Raw genomic sequence first — 17,936 nt, forward strand, 5'->3', positions numbered from 1 at the left:
CCTAGGTCAAGGTAGGATCATAATTACTCATGAGCCTCATTTAAGTACTAATTCATTACGCCTAGTTGCGTAATCCTAACTCTACCTCAGCTTAATTCTACCACTTAATAGTTTACTAGCCTCCTCAGCTAAATTCTTATCCCACTCCTCATAATCATGGTATCCAATGAGTTGGTAAACATCCTCCCTACTCATCATATCGTTAATTAAGCTTAATTGACTACCCTCATTCTTAAGGGTAATTAACGCCCTTTTAATAGCACCCATAGCGTACCTGAATGTTGTTACAGGGAATATAACTATCTTATAACCCATTTCCTCAAACTCCTTCGCAGTAATGTACGGTGTCTTTCCAAACTCAGTCATATTAGCAAGCAGTGGTGCCTTAACCCTCCTGGCGAACTCCATGAACTCCTCCTTACTGTGGAGTGCCTCAGGGAATATTGCATCAGCGCCAGCTTCAAGGTAAACCTTAGCCCTCTCCACTGCTGAATCAAAGCCCTCAACATCCCTAGCATCAGTCCTAGCTATTATAATGAAGTTATCATCCCTCCTAGCCTCAACTGCAGCCTTAATCTTCTTAACCATTTCATCAATGGGTATAACCCTCTTACCTGCTAAGTGCCCGCACTTCTTAGGCATTTCCTGATCCTCAATATGAACTGCGGATACGCCAACATCCTCAAGCTCCCTAATGGTCCTTGCAACATTTAATGCCTCCCCAAAGCCTGTGTCAATATCAACGATAAGGGGTATGCTTACTGCATTTGTAAAGAACCTCAGGTAGTATGATAATTCACTAAGCGTGAAGACGCCTAGATCAGGTAAACCAAGCATATTGGAGTACGCGGCGCCACTGAAGTAAACAGCCTCAAACCCCAATTCCTCAGCTAACATTGCTGCAGCTGGAATGAAAACACCAGGAGCCACTATTATACCATCCTTACCCAGTCTCTCCCTAAACCTCCCCCTAATCTCACTTGGCTTAGGCTTACCCTTATCAAGTAGTACAGGTTTCATGATTTAAGCCTAGATTAAGGGATTAAAGTAGTTTCACGTTAGGATTCAGGGAAGTGAAGAATATGCAAACCAGACCCTCAGGTTCTTAGAGGGCTTTAAGTATGCTTTTAAATTAAGGTAATTGACTCATGAACCCTGCTTATTGGCACTACTTGCAGCCCTCTGTTTCGACTCAATCCTCCTCTGCTCCTCCTCTGTGGTTAGGAATAGGCTAGTCTTCTGTCTGCCACCCATACTTTACACGTTTAGGTAAACCCTATTTAAACCTTAAGCGTAGTCACTGTTAAAACTTAGCGTAGCCCCGTAACCATTGATTAACCATGATTTCGGTGAGGTATTTTAATAATGGTGAATTAACTAGGATTAAGCTAAAGATACGTGGCTCAACGATTATTGAGCTACCTGATAATGTGATCGCAATCCCAGCCTTCGCCGATATGCATGTTCACCTTAGGGACTGGGGTGAGAGCCATAAGGAGGACTTAAACTCAGGTTCAAGAGCAGCCCTAGCCGGTGGCGTGGCTACCGTGGGAGATATGCCCAACACTAAGCCTCCAATACGTAACCCCGACTTAGCCCTTAAGAGAATTAGGGAGGCTTCAAGCCTTAAAATAACCTATAAGCTACATGGCGGCGTCCCAACTGACCTCAGTCTACTGAAGGATTACGTAAGCCTTGGTATTAAGAGCATTAAGGTGTATCCTGAGGATTACGGGTTAATTGAGGAGATAATTAAGGCCGCCGCGGTTAACAATATGACTGTTATTATTCACTGTGAGGACCCCTCATTATTCAGGAACCTTAAGGGTAATGACTCAAGAATACATAGTGTCAATAGGCCCCTTGATGCAGAATTCTCATGTGCCTTAAGGGTGACTCAACTTGCCTTAATCCATGGTGCAAGGATTCATTTAACCCACGTAACAGACCCAAGGGTAATTGACTTAGCAAGGTTAAGTAATAGGATTACGATTGATGCTACCATGCATCACCTACTGCTGGATGAGGATTCATGCATTGAGAACGTTAATGACCCATTCTACTGCAAGGTTAATCCACCTTTAAGGAGTAAGTCAATTAGATTTGAATTACTGAGGAGGTTAATTGATGGTTCAATAAGCATTATTGCAAGCGACCACGCACCGCACACCATCAGCGAGAAGTTCCATAACAACTACGATGACACATCCCCAGGATTCCCAGGCTTAGAGACAACGGGCCTTCTTCTACTTGACCTATGGAGGAGGGGATTGGTAGACTTAGGTAAGGTTATTAATGCGTATTCGATTAACCCACTTAAGGTGCTTGATGTAAGTAATGATGCGCAATTACTCATTGACACTAAGTCAAGCACAGTAATAGACCCAGACTTATTCATGAGTAAGGCTAAGCACAGTCCATTCTCAGGCTGGGTCACCATGGTTAGGTTAATTGGGTTAATTAAGGGAGGGGAATTGCTCATGGTGGATTCGGATTATGAAAAAATCTTCACTGGTATCATTAGTGAGAATACCTTAATTAAATTAAGTAAAGTAATTAAGTAGTATTAATCTATTGCTAATTAACCTAAGCACCCTAGTGTAGCGAGTAAGCGTTATTAAGACTAGCTTACAACGAGTATTGACGCAAGATGTCAACAGTAAAAATAACCCTGAATCCGCAGCAGTATAGGAGTAAGGTGTGGGTTGATTGGTGTCCTGGTTGTGGTAATTTCGGTATTTTGGCTGCTGAGACCCAGGCTTTGGCTGAACTTGGGTTGAATCCAAGGCAAGTGGTGGTGGTTTCAGGTATTGGGTGTTCAGGTAAAATACCGCACTTCATGAATATTGAGGGTGTTCACACTCTTCACGGTAGATCAATACCATATGCGATAGGCATTAAGTTGGCTAATCCAAGTTTGGAGGTTGTTGTTAATGGTGGTGATGGTGATTTGCTTGGTATTGGTGTTGGTCATTTTGTTAGTGCTGGTAGGTATAATGTTGATTTAACCATTATTCTTCATAATAATGGTGTCTATGGTTTAACTAAGGGTCAGGCTTCACCAACATTACCTAGGAATGTTAAGACTAAGGCATTACCTAAGCCTAATATTAAGGATGCAGTCAACCCAATAATCCTAGCCCTAGCCAGTGGATACACCTTCGTAGCTAGGGCATACGCATACGATACAAGACACTTAAAGGACGTGATAAAGGAGGCTATTAGGCATAAGGGAACAGCACTAGTAGACGTCCTACAACCATGCCCAACATACAACGACATAAACACAAAGGAATGGTACGACAAAAGAGTATACAAGCTAGACAATGAGAAATGGGACCCAGTGGTGCATGATGAGAAAGAAGCTGAAGAGAAGCTTGTTAAGGCTATTGAGAAGGCTAGGGAACCCATGGATGAGAAGATACCCATAGGGGTATTTTACCAGAATGAACTCGTGCCAACGTACACCGATAGATTAGCATCAAGAATAAGCAATTACCTAGAATTACCACCAGCTAAACAGGTCATTGAGAAGGATGGTGAATCCCTAACATTAATCGATAAGATACTTGAGAAGAGAAGGGTAATATAGCCTTAAGTATTAATTTATTAAAGCCTTAGAATTAATCCAGGAAATTGTGAGCTTTGGTTCAGTGATTGTGGATTACTTAAGTAAGCTGAATTAATACTAACACGTTTGCATGGGGACTAAGAATTTTATGGGTAAGGCCTTTAATCACTACAGGGTTTGAGAAGGGTTAATTGGATTATAGCCACTATACTTATCTCCAGGATGAAGAATGCATCATTAATTGGGGGATTCTATAGAGGACAGTGTATATACCGTTATGTTAATCCGAGTTAGCAATTTCATTTACCGAATTTCCTCTCAACGCTTGCATAATACCTTAGGGCCTCTTGGAAGTCCTCTCTACTGAAGTCAGGCCAATATTTATCAAGGAAGTATAATTCGGCGTAAATGGATTCCAGCGGAAAGAAGTTACTTAGCCTCCTCTCGCCTCCGGTTCTGATAACTAGGTCTATGAATGGGTTAGGTAGGAAGCTGGTTGGTAGTAGTTTAATTAATTCATCATCATTAATTAACCTGCCAATCTTAGTGATGGCTGTATTAACTAAGTCCACGATGGATTGGTAACCACCATAAACCACCGCTAGGTTGAGGAAGTGGGAATTATACATCTCGGTGGCGTTCATGGTCTTAATAGCCTCATCAACGACGTATGGCGGTAGGTTCCTCCACCTACCTATTAAGGTAACCTTAACTTTATTACCATGTATCCTAGGATCCTCCCTAGCCTTCTTAAGCTTCCTAATGAGTAACTCGTATAGAATCCTCTTCTCCATCTCGCTCCTATTCATGAAATTCTCATAGGATAGAATATATACGGTGACTGCCTGCACATTATTATCAAGCGCCCATTCTAAAACCTCCTCAACCTTATCCGACCCGATTAAGTAAGCCGTATATATATCCATGCCATGAGCCATAGCCCACCTTCTATTACCATCTGGAATGATCCCAATATGATTCGGTAAACGCTTAATATTATTAGCCATATCTGTTGCCCAATATCTGACAGTTCAATTTATAAAAATTACTGTACGATGAAGTTCATGCATTTATCTTTACATATATGTGTATATTATTGAAATGAGATTGCAGCTTAATGATACTTTATAAAATGTTGAGTAGACTTTACGCAGAGTAAGGTAATAAACCCTAGCTTAGATTAAAAACACGGCGTCTATGATTAGCGAAGCATTTATTAACTAGAAGCCAGTTTCTTCATTATGAAGTTTTGCCCTAAGTGCGGAACAGCAATGGTTCCAGTGAAGAAAGGGAATGCAACATACTTAAAGTGCCCTAAATGTGGGTATGAGGAGAAGGTTAATAAGAAGGATAGGAAGTCTTTCGTTGAGAGAAGTGTTGTTGAGGAGGATAAGCGCGTTAAGGTACCTATAGTTGAGAATAAGAGTAGCTCGGAGGAGGAGGTTGATGAGGATTACCGTAAGCAGCTCCTAGATAACTTACTGGAAATGGGGGAGGATTTCGATTAACGTAACCTCCATTAATACTAAGCTTCATTACTACGGTAGCAACGTAATATTAATTACTCTGCAAGTTACATTAGTAATTAGCCATATTGCGTAGCAAATAAATAGACTATTTCCGGTTAACGGCTTATGCTGATCATCATGTACTCATCATGAGTGTGGTGCCGCTGCTCAAAGTCTATTACCAATTACAGGTTATTGAGATTCATTGACTGCTAGGTTCACTCCAGTCTACATCTATGAGATTGACGGTAGTTGCAGTGAAGCGTATAATGTATAGTTAAATTAACGTATTATTAGGTATGGGGTATGAGTTTAAACCATACTCAAGCCTCAGATGCCTAGCTAGTTTTTCGCTATGACCGTAAATAGTGTATATTCTCTTCGCTCTCGAGTTAACCGCAAAGTCAACTAATCCATTGAAGTCACTATGACTACTTAACTGAATGTGAACATGCCTCCTAATCCACCTTCCAGGAGCACCACCTGTTACTAATGCTATTACTGAATCATTACTTGGTTGAATCCTGGGAGGCATGTCAGCAACTATGATGTCACCATTACTGGATATTGCCCCCACATTCAATAGTATTCTATTGAGTGAATACACGTTCTTATCCATTGCCGCATTGAATCCATTACTAATGAGCAGCTTATATAATTCCTGCCCCTTACCAAGTGCAAAACCTGAAAGCACCAACCTGAGTCCCTTCCTCACTGTTCTTTCCGCTAAGTCAATTATATTATCATATACATTGTCACGTGGCTCAAAGTGGAAACTTGGATCCCCATAGGTGCTCTCAATGACTAATATGTCTACGTCGGGGTAGGGTTCAGCCCCCTTGAGTATGATGCTGTCTTCAATATTCATGTCACCGGTTAGTAATACTGAACCAAACTTGAATTCAATTAAGTACATTAAGCTACCCATTACGTGACCTGCATTTAATGGAACCACACTGAAGTCGTCAAAGACTATTGGCCTATTAGGATACGCAACAGTTACACCGGCTCCAAGCCTTAACCCCCTGAACTCCCTGAGTATCTTTAAGGTTTCACCGCTCATTATTATCCTTCTAGCCTTAGATATGTGGCTTGTATAATGGTCACTATGACCGTGAGTTATCAGTACCGCATCATAGTTATCTATGAATCTACGTGTAGGATCTACGAGTATACTATGGCCGCAGCATGAGACTTCAATTCCACCAAACCTCCTAATGACGCTAATCATCTTAGTTTAGTTAACATTAACCCAATTTAATTACTTTTCCCATTACTAAACCAGGATAAAGCGGTTTCCCACGGCTGCATTGTCTTTTAAGGGTATGTGTTAGGGTACTTAACCTGGTTTTTAATTCAAGATAATTTTAAGGGCATTAAATTGATAATATGTAAATATTATCCTCTTTCTGCAACATGAATTATTATTAACATATGGGAATATCAATGATTATGCATTAAATTTTTCTAGTCTGTATTATAAAAAGAGATTAACCGCAAGAGGAATAAACTTGAATTTTAATGATTAAATATACCCATAAACCATGCGAATTAAACCAGAATTGCTGAATACACACCATGCGTATTGCAGAAATCTATAAAAGTAACTAACCTAGGTTTAAATGCAATATGTCGGATGGAATAAAGAAGAAGATATTAGACTACTTAACTCAAAATAAGGGTAAGGAGTTAACTGTTGAGGATGTGGCTAAGGCTATTGGTGAACAAAGGCTTAATGTAGTGAAGGCGCAGTTAACTAGGTTAGCTAAGGAGGGTAGGGTTCAGAAGGTTGCTGAAGGTAAGTACAAGGTTCCATAAAAGCATTAATGGTATTTTGATAAATTAAACCCATATGTATTTTTAGTTACTGATTAATTAAACCAAGTTTCTTAGCCCTATCAACAGGAGTATAAACATTCATTCTATGGCTCCTTGACACCAATACTAATTCACCCCTCTTCACTAAATCATTAAGCACCCTTGATGCAGCCCCCATTTTAAGCCCATACTTCGAGGATATTAGGTATGTTGTTACGTATTCCATCTTCTGAACATCCTTAGCTATCTGGTCATATAATTCAGCGGGTACTGTGGCTACAATCTTCTTAACAGGCTCCTCAGCAGCCTTACCCTTCCCCTTACCCTTCTTCTCAGTCTGCTCCTTTTCCTTGCTCTCCTTTTTAGCTAATTGTGAAATAGTAGGCTTCTTCTTACCTCCCATACTTAAGTTGATGGGATTAGGCTTTATAAACTTAATGGGAGTTAAGGAGGCGTAAAGACTAACCTCTATGAAGAGGCAGATAACCCTCTTTGCAGCAGTGTTTAGGAACTCAGCATATTTTTCTATATCCGCCGTGGAGTTTGCCCGTTAGGTTTCATTCAATACCAGTCTTACACAGTCTTGGTGTTTCATTAGTTCATGAACATAGGTTAATTAAGGGCACTGGTTACGGTTAATTTAATGCTTCTGGCGGTTTCCTCGCCTTCAACAGAGGCGCATGTAGCCTCAGTGAGTAGGGTTGTTTCAGCATTACTGGTTAAGGGTGGGTTTGAGAATGTAGCTATTCCAATACCTAAGGAATTATTAACAATAGTGATTAAATTAACGTTATCATCAGGTAAAGGAGCTGCAGTTGAATTCCTAAGAGGGAGTTTAGGTAATGCTTGGTTGGTTACTCATTCACCATTAATAGATTTAATAATGATGCTGTACAAGGAGTACCCGTGGGTGAACTTGATTTCAAGCGGTCCAAGTCTAAATGATCAGAGGAGGATAAGTAAGATTGCGGTGGATATGGTTACCTTAACGGCTAAGTCAGCTTTAACCGGGATTAAGATTGATGATTGGGTTAAGTTACATAGACAGGCTGTTGAAACCCTTGATAAGCCTAGAACCTACCCACCCAACTCAATTGTAGTTTCAATAGGGTATGTTAATCATCTTAAGGTGAGGAATATAGCTGATGATGTTGTAGTGGTTAGTGAGCTTAAACCAACTCCAACCGAATTATTCTACATATATAGGGGTAATTACGATGATAGGTTTAGGGATATTGTTAAGTGGGTTATAAGGTACTTGAGTGATATAGTACCATCATCAAGAAACCTAACGGAGGCCTACATAACCATAACACGCAATAGGGAGTACCTTAGTTTTGTAAGCTCAATAACCCCCTCATCTCATTAATGTTCCATGCCTTATGATACTTGCGCTTCATTAATAATTCATAAGCATTAATTCACCTTTCATAGTACATAGTATGAATTATTATTGGATATTATTAGTAAAGTAATGAGGCTAAGTAAACTATTAATGAATTGTATATAGATTACTTACCAGTAAGACTCATTTAAGACTGGGTAACGCTTAAAAATATAGTTAAGCAACCCCCATATGGATAGGCAGGAATGGGTCGGGAATCCGGAATCCAATATAGGGCATTGATAACGGACAAGATTGATGAACGCCTCATAAATAAGTTAAGTGAAATGGGCGTGGCAGTTGATTATAAACCTGGTATACAACATGAGGAACTCCTCAAGATTGTTGAGAACTATGATATATTAGTGGTTAGGAGTAGAACTAAGGTTACAAGGGAGGTTATAGATAGGGGTGCATCATTAAAGATTATTGCCAGGGCTGGTGTTGGATTAGATAATATTGATGTTGATTACGCGCTTAAGAGGGGGTTAACTATAGTTAACTCACCTAATGCAGCTACTTACTCAGCCGCTGAATTAACATTATCATTAATGCTAATTATATCGAGGAACCTTCACCTTCACTTAATTGATGTTAAGAACGGTAAGTGGAGTAAGGGTCTTTACCATGGAATCGAGCTTAGGGGTAAGACACTTGGTGTAGTTGGCTTCGGTAGAATAGGTAGGGCAGTTGCTAATTACGCTAAGGCATTGGGTATGAGAATACTTGCCACTGATGTAGTGGATATATCAAGGTACGCGGAGGAGCTTGGTGCAAGTGTAGTTAGCCTTACTGAGCTCCTTTCACGTAGTGACGTGGTTACACTTCATGTTGCGTTAAATAAGGAAACATACCACATGCTTAATGATGATAGACTTAAGTTAATTAAGGATAACGCCATCATAGTTAATACAAGTAGAGGTGAAGTTATAGACACTAAGGCTCTTCTCAATCACTTAGATAGACTATGGGGTGTTGGCCTTGATGTACTTGAACATGAACCACCTAGGGAGGACTGGGAAATCAAGCTTATTCAGCACCCAAAGGTAGTGGTAACACCGCATATAGGTGCGGAAACCATTGATGCCCAGGGAAGGATTGTTGATGAATTAGTCTTTAATATTCAGGAGGCCTTGGAGAGGGTGAGGAACCATGGTTAAGTACTTAACCCCTGGCCCAGTTCAACTACCGCAAAGGATTATTGAGGCTTATGCTAAGCAACCAATGTTTCATAGGGGTAAGGAATTCAGTGAACTGTACGGTGATGTAGTTAACCAGTTGAGTAGAGTATTCAGGGGCTATACTGTAAGTATACTGCCTGGCACCGGTACATTTGCCGTTGATGTAATGATCTATAACTTCATTAAGCCAGGTGATGAAGTGCTGGTTCCCATTAATGGTGAATTCGGGGAGAGGCTTGCTCAATCAGTGGAGTCAAGGGGTGCTGTGGTTAAGAGGATTTACACTGAACCAGGTGAGTCAATATGTGATCATATTGATGAATTGAACGTTAAGGTTAAGGCAGTAGCCATGGTTCATAATGAGACAAGCATGGGGGTTGCGAACAGGTGCATTAGTGACATAGCTAAGTTAATTCACGATAATGGTGGAGTACTGCTTATTGATAGTGTTTCAGGTGTTCCAGCCGAGCCACTCAATAATGATGCTGATGCAGTAGCCACAGCAACCCATAAGGCGCTGCTAGCCCCACCGGGAGGTTCAATAGTGGCCTTTAAGGACGCCGGCTTAATCACAAATTACCCTAAGCCGCCTTCAATGGATCTCGGTAATTACCTTAAGTACAGTGCAAGGCTGGAAACACCCTACACGCCCCCAATTAATGTTCTTTACGCGCTTAGGGAATCATTAAGGTATATACTTGATGAAGTCGGTTTAGAGAAGTATGTGGCGATGCATGATGAGAGAATAAGGCTACTCTACGATGAACTCAGTAACATAGGCTTTAAGCCAGTTCCCATTAACCCCAATGATAGGAGTAGAACAGTAACAGCATTCTATAGTCCCATTAATCCAGCTAAGGTTACTGATTACCTTAGGCAGAATGGGTACGTAATAAGCGGTGGCATGTGGCGTATAAGGGAGAGGAGTATAAGAATAGGGGTTATGGGTGATGTAACGTTAGATGACTTAAGGAGAGTAGTGACATTACTTAAGGCGTTAATTAATAAGAACTAAGAATAATGGCACCTAGTACCAGAAGGTTGAGTAAAATTGATGCTCGTTAGTGAATATTCCGCTTCTATAGGCATTGCACGCACTCCTTAATTGACATTTACCGCAGTTAGGCTTATCACGAATACAGGTTGATCTACCCAGGTTCCATAGGTAATCATCTAGGGAGAAGGCGTCAACATGTGAATTCATTGATACTATTTTCCATGAATCCCTAATTAGGCTCCTTAGGTTAACATCATCATTAGGGGTGAAGGATATATTATTGTTAATCATGTTGATGAATCTTTGACTTAATTCAACTAAGCCAAGCCTGATAGCAATCCTCGTTAAGTGATTATCAACAGCCACTTGAGCATTATTAACATCAGTGAACTTAATTATACCCCTACCGTGAATGAACTTAGCCAATAAGTACGTCTTCTTCTCCACGGGATCGGTATAGGCGGTGAAGTTCCTCATTAATTCAATTAAGCCACCTGGGCCGAGTAACCTCCCACCAGTGGATCTTAATGCATTTAATGCGGAATTATTAAATAGTGAAGCTACCTTAACGCCTAAATCTGAAAGTAGAAATGCTCTAACGCCATAATCCCATACATCACCTAGCCAATCCTTAACATCACTGGGCTTTAACTTAGCTAATCTACCGGGGGTGAAGAATGATGCATCATCCCTAAGCTTCTCAGCCCCAAGTCTCCAAAGTAAGTCTGAGCCAACGTACCTCTTACCGTCAATAGTGGCTTCAAAAGGATGCCCAGGTATGTTGAGCCTATGGTCTATAGCCACCATTGCCATGAAGTACATGGCCTGTATCTCCAAGTCTAACTCAATTGGGGGGTAGTAGTCTGGGTTAACGTAATTATCCTGCGTTGGCCTTATATTACTGATTAAGTCGGCTACTTCAATTGCCTTATCGTAATTTATCCAGCCCGCATCATTTCCCACGTAACTTATCTTCATTCCTCAATCCTCACCCTATCCTTTCTTTAAAGAATTCCCCTGTGAATTAAACCCTAATGCAGCTTAACCTGTTACCCGCCATTAAACTGTGGTAAAAGGCTTATAGGAACCCTACCCTAAGCCTACGTGTGACTAGTGAAGGCAGGAGGATTGACTTACCTCATAAGTTCATGGAGTTATCGCCATCAGCTAGAATAATAACTAGTTACCTTCAGTTTGAGAACATGATTAACGGTAAGGAGTACGTAACCTTCAACGACATTGTTGAAAACACTGGTCTCAGTCAAAGGGCGGTGAGGGGTGCGTTAAGTGAGTTGAAGGCTAAGGGTATTATTGAGGTGATACTTGATGTATCAAGGGGGAGAAGATACTTATACAAGTTAATCCCAAGCAATATAACCATAGTGGAGGAGCAGGTTGAAAGCGGCCTATACCTAGTTGATGTTGGCGTAGGGTTACCATCAATGATGAGTTTTAGGGTTTATAGAGCAATTAGGGCATCAGCAATAGTCTACTACACATCCCACGTACCGCAGTCATTCCTAGAGTACACTAAGTGCACCTGCGCCTCACTGCCACTGGAGGGTACTAAGCCGGAACAATTAGTTTTACTGATAGGTAAAGTAGTATCTTCAGGTGGAAGTATTGCAATAGTTTATGATCAATTATTGGACTGGGAATTACTGGAGCAGTACATTAAATTGATTAAGGAGTCAGGAATTGGCCCCATTAAGCCACTATCCTCTGTCTCACCATTGACACTAGGTATTCAACTACTTATGAGTGGGTCCAATGAGACACTGGCCTTTAAGAGGGGTAATATTAGCATCAGGTTAATTAGAGTTAACCCAAATGATGAGGTTAAGAATGTTAATAAGAGTCTCCTGCTTAAGGTTTTTGAAATAAGGAGGATTAATGAGCTTATTGAAATTAGGCAATTAAGTAACCTTGATAACTTATCAAGCGACTACGAGAGGGTTATGGTTATTTATGAAGTGGTGCCTAAGTACCCTGTGGGTTAACTTCTCCAAGCCCTTCTCAAGCGTTCAGCGTACTGAATGGGTGTTTCTGGAATTGGTTTAGCGTTAAAGAAAACCTTAATGAAGCTGACATCACCACCCCACCTAGGAACTATATGGAAGGCAACATGTGGATAAGCGACTAATCCAATGTTAAGGCCCTGCGGATGATACACACTCCTTAAAGTAGCCTCAGCCCTCTTAACAAGCCTAAGAGCCTTATACAATTCCTCAACACTTAATTCACTTAAGGATACATGCCTCCTAGGCACTATGACTATGTGCCCATTATTGAAGGGTTCATCATAAGCATAGATACCGTAGCCGCTCTCCTCCGCTATCAGTAATTCATTACTCAGGCTACAGTATCTGCATAGGGTCTTATACTCAACACCAGGTATTTTCATGAGTAAGTTACTTAATCGGTATCTTTATGTTTAACTCCTTAGCAAGCTCCTTATACCTATTCCTAACAGTAACCTCAGTGACTTGGGCTGCTTGGGCAATCTCCTTCTGAGTCCTAACCTCACCCTTAAGTAATGACGCAATGTAGACGGCCGCTGCAGCTAAGCCGGCTGGGTCCTTACCAGCGGTTAAGCCCTTATCCTTAGCCTCCTCAAGAACCCTAATGGCCTCCTTAGCAATATCCCCTGGGAGTTTAAGTTGCTCAACTATCTTAGGTACATACTGCCTTGGGTCACTTAACGGTAACCTAATCCTAAGCTCCCTTGCAATTAACCTAAAGCACCTCGCAATCTCCTTCCTAGGCGCCCTAGTGTACTGTGAAATCTCATCAAGACTCCTAGGCATCCCCTGCATTCTACAGGCCATGTGTAGGCAGGCAGCTATAATAGCCTCAACGCTCCTACCCTTAACTAAGCCGCTCTTAAGGACCTGCTTATATACGGCTAGGGCCTCATCCATGCAGGACTTAGGGACACCTAACTGGTGGGCAATCCTATTTAACTCATGAGTGGCTTGAACAAGGTTCCTCTCGTAACTAGTCTGAACCCTAATCCTCTGCTGCCATTTCTTATACTTAAGAATCTCAAGCTTCTTCTTCAAATCAGGGGACTTTAAGGTTGTTTCAATCCTAGTTACAAGCTCCTCACTGGTAACCCTCTCCAATGGCCCACCAGTCCTAGCCCTATCCTCCTTCTCCTCCGGGGTGAATGCCCTCCACTCAGGCCCAGTGTCAAGAATATGCTCCATGAGTACGTAACCGCAGGAGGCGCACACTATCTGTCCTCGCTCAGCATCCTCAATAAACACGGTGTTACCGCATATTGGGCACCTTAACTTCTGACCGCTCTGATCAACAAACTCCAGGTTATTGCCCTCCCTCCTAAATAATTTAAACTTCTGTATTATTAATTCCCTCCTGGTTTCATCCTGTTGGTTAGAACCCCCCTGTGTGGTGCTCATGTTATCTCCTTTCCACCTAATTAAAATTTTACTCATTTATAAACTTTTCGCATAAAATAAACTACATTAACTTAAGTATTATCCAACGTGATGACCGGGTGACCCATCCCCCTTCACAGGCCTGCCCATGCAGGTCTCCAGGGAAGTACGCTAAATACTAAAGCGCCGCGCTTTTAACCCTATCGGTATCATTGGTAAGGAAGCTCACAGTGTTTGTTCCATGCGTATTGTTTTTAAAGTAACTTAGTAAGTATTGTTAATGGAGGTTATTGTAATTACGGCATCATGGGATGTTCACCTCGGTTTCATCAAGTATCATTGTAGGCGATTGCTTAGAAAGGGTATACCCTGTGAAGTAACCATGATTAATAATAATGACGCCAAGGAATTATTAATTAAATACGGTGTAAAGAACGGTATTATTAGAATACCCACAGTGCTTGTTTTAAGCAAGAATGGAGTTAATGTTATTGATGTTTACCAATTAAGAAGCCTCTAAAATTATCTTAACCGACTGCAGAAAAACAATTAACCTCCACTGCCACTAAAGAGGCTAGTGAGTATGTTGAATAAGTATTTGAAAATAGGGTTTACCTTAGGGTTAGTAACAGTCTTCCTAGCCTTAATGCTTCTCCTAGGCCAATACAGCTTAATCCCAATAACACTTAATCATAATTGCTCAAGCTCATTAACAATGAATATTACTGGTAATGTTTATTTGATTCTAAACAACACAGGGCTTATTAACGCATCATTAACTATGATTACTTACCAGAACATACCTCAAACCAACATAACCGTACCACAGGAATATAATTTCACCATAACGCGTTTGAATTCAACAAGGTTAGTGTTCCTCGATATTAGGGGTATTGAGATTAATTGCAGTAGCTCCTATTTATTCATAAACCTCTACGCCGTAAAGAGGCCATTATACTATTATCCAGCTTGGATACTGATGTTGTTTTCATTCCTAATCTCAATAGCATTAATTATAATGGGGTACATTGAATTAATAGAAGCTAAAGTAGGTGATTTAAGGAGCTGACTTTAATTTAATATACTAGAATAAATTTATTTCACCATAAGGTAAATTACTATGATTTATCATGATACTAGTAATGAATTACCGTAAAATAACTTGTGATAAAACTTATAAATACCTAGTTAGCGGATAATCCCATGAGTCCAGTTAAATCCATGGGAGTGTCTAGGAGTGTTTTGGCTGCTGTGGTTGTGGTTGTTGTGGTTGTTGCTGTGGCTGGTTATGTGGGGTATTATTATGCGACTCATCCTAAGGTTGTTACGACTACTGTGGTTTCAACATCAGCCACAACAGTAACCACCACAACAGCCGTAACCACAACAACCGCTACAACAGTAACAACATCAACAGCAACAACAGTAACCACAACAGCAACCACAGCCACCACAGTAACAACATCAACGGCTACCACTGTAACTGCAACAACAGCTACAACAGTAACCACCACAACAACACCACCGCCACCAATGCCGCAGACGGTGCAGATCCTTGAGGTTCCTCCAAGTGAAGTCCCACAGTACCTTGAGACTGATGAGATAGACCTTTACCTAAACCCATTCGTAATACCACCGAACGTGTTTTCACAATTATCAACAACACCGGGTGTGCTTCTTGTTTCACCAGCATTAACTGGTGCCGACGATTTATTGTTTAACCCATACCCAAGCAATACTACGTTCAACCCATTCGCCTACTACCAATTCAGATTCCTAATGAACTACCTTGTTGATAGGTCATATGCAGTTAGCCAAGTGTTCCATGGTTTAGCATCACCAATGCTTACTTGGCCTGGGGTTTTCGCAATGTACAGTTACATGTTGATATTCCCGCAGATAGTGAAGTATAATATTCACTTTGATCCAACCTACGTTAACCAATCCATATTCAACCTATTTAAACAGATTAATGCAACTGACCCGGTTTGGCACGGTAGAATACTCTACATTAATGGTAAATGGTACTACATACCACCTAATTCCACAACACCCAAGCCAGTTACAATAACATTATTCATTAGGAATGATGACCCATACAGGGATGCCATGGGCACTGCCTTCGCCAATGAACTGCAGAGCCTAGGCTTCACAACCAATATTATCTTTGGACCAGCCTCCACAGCAATACCAGCAGTCTACGGCAGTAACCCAGCGTCAATGCAGTGGCAGGTCTACACGGAGGGTTGGGTTATTACGCCTGAGCCATGGGATACCGGCGCCGGTGCATCGTTCTGCGCCTCCTGGACAACCAACATGCCGGGCTGGGGTGTTTCGGGGTATTACCAGTACACTAATTCAACAATAGATTCATTAACATACCAGGTTGCAATAGGTAACTTCACGTCAATGGCTCAGTTTGAGAACATTTCAAAGATTACATTATTCGACTGCTTCCAGCAGGCGGTTAGGGTTTGGCAGGTGGCTAACCAGTTCCCATATCCAGTGCTGTCAACAGTGCAGAACTACATGCCCAGTGTATTCGGCCTTGAGTGGCCTCTTGGTGCTAAATTCGCTTACTCAACATTGCATCCAGATACTCTAAAGGTTGGTATGCTTCATGTTACTGCACAGGCCTGGAACACGTATAATTGGTACGTACAGGTTTGGGTATATGATGTTGATGTACTGCAGGGCTGGGTTGGTGATCCATTCGCCTCCTCTAATCCATTCAATGGCTTACCAATGCCCTTAAGGGGTAATTGGTATGTTGAATTAAGCCCCAATGGCTCAGCAATATACCCAGTTCCCTCTAATGCAGTTATTTGGAATGCAACACTTAAGAAGTGGGTTCCAGTGGGTCCAGGGCACTATGCTAAGGATATTGTTTACCTATACTTCAATGGTACTTGGATTGGTCAGTATTGGCAGGATGGTCAACCAATAAGCATGGCTGATATAATATTCTACTACTACACTTGGTTCGACCTATACGCTACAACAACCACTGGTGCACCGGACCTAGGCCCTAACCAGGCATCAGCATCTGATATTGGTTCAGCATTATCGGCTCTGGTTCCTGCAATAGCCGGCTTACAATTCTTCCCCAACGGCACAGTGGTTGTTTATGGTAATTACTGGTTCCCAATACCGGCATTTGTGGCATCATTCTATGCGCCAGGCTTCCCAACGTTCGCTAATCCATGGGTTGTTCAGGCTGTACAGTTGTACGCCTTTGCCCAAGGTAAATACGCCTTCTCCACTGGTGAATCCGAGTCACTTCACTTGCCGCAACTTGATTTAAGGAGCCCAAGCGTTAATGCGTACTTAGCCGCTGTGATAAAGAATTGGACTGAGACTGGTTATATTTGGGATAATGGATCATGGGCTATCATCAATGGTTACAACTTCCTAGGCTCCAATCCCACGGCCACGGCTACTCAGGATTATAATGATGCCTTAAACTTCTACAATACCTACGGTAACTTATTCATAAGCAATGGCCCATACATACTTAAGAACATTGTCACAGTATCACCGCAATCAGCAACATTGGTGAAGTGGAGTGGTTACCCATACAACTATACCTACTGGTTCAACCAGATTTACGTTAAGCTCGGCCTAACCCAAATACCACCTGGCGGTAACCTAGTGCCTAAGGTCATATTGGTTACACCAAGTAACATAACCATTGGTCAATCAGCCACATTCACAATATCAACATATGACCCAGCCGGTGTACCTGAGGCCTACGTGTACTTGGTTTCACCAAGTGGTAATGTAGTGTACTCAGGTGAATTTAATGGTACAGTAAGTGGTACTGCTGGTACAATAACGTTCACAATACCGTCCAGCGTAACTTCAATGTTAACCCCCGGAGCCTACTCACTATGGATACTCTACTACACTAGCGTAGTTGCAATACCTGCACAGTACCAGGCAACCATAGTGGTTAGTTCATAGTAATCGAAGGAGGCGCATTTATTTTAAATCTTAAATCTTATTTTTCATGTTTTATTCATTATTTTACGAAGCTTAATGGCAATAAAATTTATTAACTGATCGGTATAAGTGCA

General features: G+C 41.4%; 18 protein-coding genes. 11 read left to right on the forward strand and 7 right to left on the reverse strand.

Annotated elements, in window-relative coordinates; all coding sequences use genetic code 11:
- Positions 1 to 81: 81 nt before the first annotated feature.
- Positions 82 to 1,020: a methylisocitrate lyase gene (gene prpB, locus CMAQ_RS04000; RefSeq protein WP_012185837.1), complete on the reverse strand. Its 939-nt coding sequence runs from the start codon at positions 1,018 to 1,020 to the stop codon at positions 82 to 84.
- Between the two features lie 320 nt (positions 1,021 to 1,340).
- Here prpB and CMAQ_RS04005 point away from each other — a divergent pair, with 320 nt between their 5' ends.
- Complete coding sequence (locus CMAQ_RS04005) at positions 1,341 to 2,564, forward strand: amidohydrolase family protein (RefSeq protein ID WP_012185838.1); 1,224 nt, start codon at positions 1,341 to 1,343, stop codon at positions 2,562 to 2,564.
- A gap of 86 nt (positions 2,565 to 2,650) precedes the next feature.
- Complete coding sequence (locus tag CMAQ_RS04010) at positions 2,651 to 3,592, forward strand: 2-oxoacid:ferredoxin oxidoreductase subunit beta (protein WP_012185839.1); 942 nt, start codon at positions 2,651 to 2,653, stop codon at positions 3,590 to 3,592.
- Positions 3,593 to 3,870: 278 nt separating this feature from the next.
- Here the strand turns inward: CMAQ_RS04010 and uppS are convergent, their stop codons facing one another.
- Entirely contained in the window at positions 3,871 to 4,578 is a 708-nt protein-coding gene (gene uppS / locus CMAQ_RS04015; RefSeq protein WP_012185840.1) for a polyprenyl diphosphate synthase, read from the reverse strand.
- 234 nt (positions 4,579 to 4,812) lie between these two features.
- Here uppS and CMAQ_RS04020 point away from each other — a divergent pair, with 234 nt between their 5' ends.
- Positions 4,813 to 5,079, forward strand: coding sequence for a zf-TFIIB domain-containing protein (locus CMAQ_RS04020; protein ID WP_012185841.1), 267 nt, complete (start codon positions 4,813 to 4,815; stop codon positions 5,077 to 5,079).
- Positions 5,080 to 5,356: 277 nt separating this feature from the next.
- On the opposite strand, the gene CMAQ_RS04025 is transcribed toward CMAQ_RS04020, so the two are convergent.
- On the reverse strand, positions 5,357 to 6,310 hold the full coding sequence (locus CMAQ_RS04025) for an MBL fold metallo-hydrolase (RefSeq protein WP_012185842.1): 954 nt from the start codon (positions 6,308 to 6,310) through the stop codon (positions 5,357 to 5,359).
- Between the two features lie 398 nt (positions 6,311 to 6,708).
- Between CMAQ_RS04025 and CMAQ_RS04030 the strand changes: the two genes are divergently transcribed.
- Positions 6,709 to 6,897, forward strand: coding sequence for a hypothetical protein (locus tag CMAQ_RS04030; protein ID WP_012185843.1), 189 nt, complete (start codon positions 6,709 to 6,711; stop codon positions 6,895 to 6,897).
- Between the two features lie 46 nt (positions 6,898 to 6,943).
- Here CMAQ_RS04030 and CMAQ_RS04035 read toward each other — a convergent pair whose 3' ends face one another.
- The gene (locus CMAQ_RS04035) at positions 6,944 to 7,300 is read right to left on the reverse strand and encodes a 30S ribosomal protein S25e (RefSeq protein ID WP_012185844.1); all 357 of its coding nucleotides are present in this window, start codon (positions 7,298 to 7,300) and stop codon (positions 6,944 to 6,946) included.
- 240 nt (positions 7,301 to 7,540) lie between these two features.
- Here CMAQ_RS04035 and CMAQ_RS04040 point away from each other — a divergent pair, with 240 nt between their 5' ends.
- From CMAQ_RS04040 to CMAQ_RS04050, 3 genes are all read left to right on the forward strand, one after another.
- Complete coding sequence (locus CMAQ_RS04040; RefSeq protein ID WP_012185845.1) at positions 7,541 to 8,266, forward strand: hypothetical protein; 726 nt, start codon at positions 7,541 to 7,543, stop codon at positions 8,264 to 8,266.
- Between the two features lie 221 nt (positions 8,267 to 8,487).
- The gene (locus CMAQ_RS04045; protein ID WP_012185846.1) at positions 8,488 to 9,441 is read left to right on the forward strand and encodes a D-2-hydroxyacid dehydrogenase; all 954 of its coding nucleotides are present in this window, start codon (positions 8,488 to 8,490) and stop codon (positions 9,439 to 9,441) included.
- Positions 9,434 to 10,477 (forward strand): pyridoxal-phosphate-dependent aminotransferase family protein, encoded by a 1,044-nt coding sequence (locus CMAQ_RS04050; protein ID WP_012185847.1) that lies wholly within the window; start codon positions 9,434 to 9,436, stop codon positions 10,475 to 10,477. Before CMAQ_RS04045 ends, CMAQ_RS04050 begins: the two co-directional genes overlap by 8 nt.
- A gap of 12 nt (positions 10,478 to 10,489) precedes the next feature.
- Here CMAQ_RS04050 and CMAQ_RS04055 read toward each other — a convergent pair whose 3' ends face one another.
- Positions 10,490 to 11,437, reverse strand: coding sequence for a hypothetical protein (locus CMAQ_RS04055; protein ID WP_012185848.1), 948 nt, complete (start codon positions 11,435 to 11,437; stop codon positions 10,490 to 10,492).
- A gap of 128 nt (positions 11,438 to 11,565) precedes the next feature.
- Here CMAQ_RS04055 and CMAQ_RS10365 point away from each other — a divergent pair, with 128 nt between their 5' ends.
- On the forward strand, positions 11,566 to 12,459 hold the full coding sequence (locus CMAQ_RS10365; protein WP_012185849.1) for an SAM-dependent methyltransferase: 894 nt from the start codon (positions 11,566 to 11,568) through the stop codon (positions 12,457 to 12,459).
- Here CMAQ_RS10365 and CMAQ_RS04065 read toward each other — a convergent pair.
- Both CMAQ_RS04065 and CMAQ_RS04070 read right to left on the reverse strand, forming a co-directional pair.
- Positions 12,456 to 12,863 (reverse strand): HIT family protein, encoded by a 408-nt coding sequence (locus CMAQ_RS04065; protein ID WP_012185850.1) that lies wholly within the window; start codon positions 12,861 to 12,863, stop codon positions 12,456 to 12,458. The genes CMAQ_RS10365 and CMAQ_RS04065 overlap by 4 nt on opposite strands.
- 7 nt (positions 12,864 to 12,870) lie before the next feature.
- Positions 12,871 to 13,881, reverse strand: a complete 1,011-nt coding sequence (locus CMAQ_RS04070) for a transcription initiation factor IIB (RefSeq protein ID WP_012185851.1) — start codon at positions 13,879 to 13,881, stop codon at positions 12,871 to 12,873.
- 259 nt (positions 13,882 to 14,140) lie between these two features.
- On the opposite strand from CMAQ_RS04070, the gene CMAQ_RS04075 reads away from it, so the two are divergent.
- From CMAQ_RS04075 to CMAQ_RS10770, 3 genes are all read left to right on the forward strand, one after another.
- Positions 14,141 to 14,380, forward strand: a complete 240-nt coding sequence (locus CMAQ_RS04075; RefSeq protein ID WP_012185852.1) for a hypothetical protein — start codon at positions 14,141 to 14,143, stop codon at positions 14,378 to 14,380.
- Positions 14,381 to 14,437: 57 nt separating this feature from the next.
- Complete coding sequence (locus tag CMAQ_RS04080; protein ID WP_048062662.1) at positions 14,438 to 14,929, forward strand: hypothetical protein; 492 nt, start codon at positions 14,438 to 14,440, stop codon at positions 14,927 to 14,929.
- Between the two features lie 134 nt (positions 14,930 to 15,063).
- Complete coding sequence (locus CMAQ_RS10770; RefSeq protein ID WP_012185854.1) at positions 15,064 to 17,823, forward strand: ABC transporter substrate-binding protein; 2,760 nt, start codon at positions 15,064 to 15,066, stop codon at positions 17,821 to 17,823.
- Positions 17,824 to 17,936: the final 113 nt, after the last annotated feature.

It is taken from the genome of Caldivirga maquilingensis IC-167 (assembly GCF_000018305.1).
In the GTDB taxonomy this organism is placed as follows: domain Archaea; phylum Thermoproteota; class Thermoprotei; order Thermoproteales; family Thermocladiaceae; genus Caldivirga; species Caldivirga maquilingensis.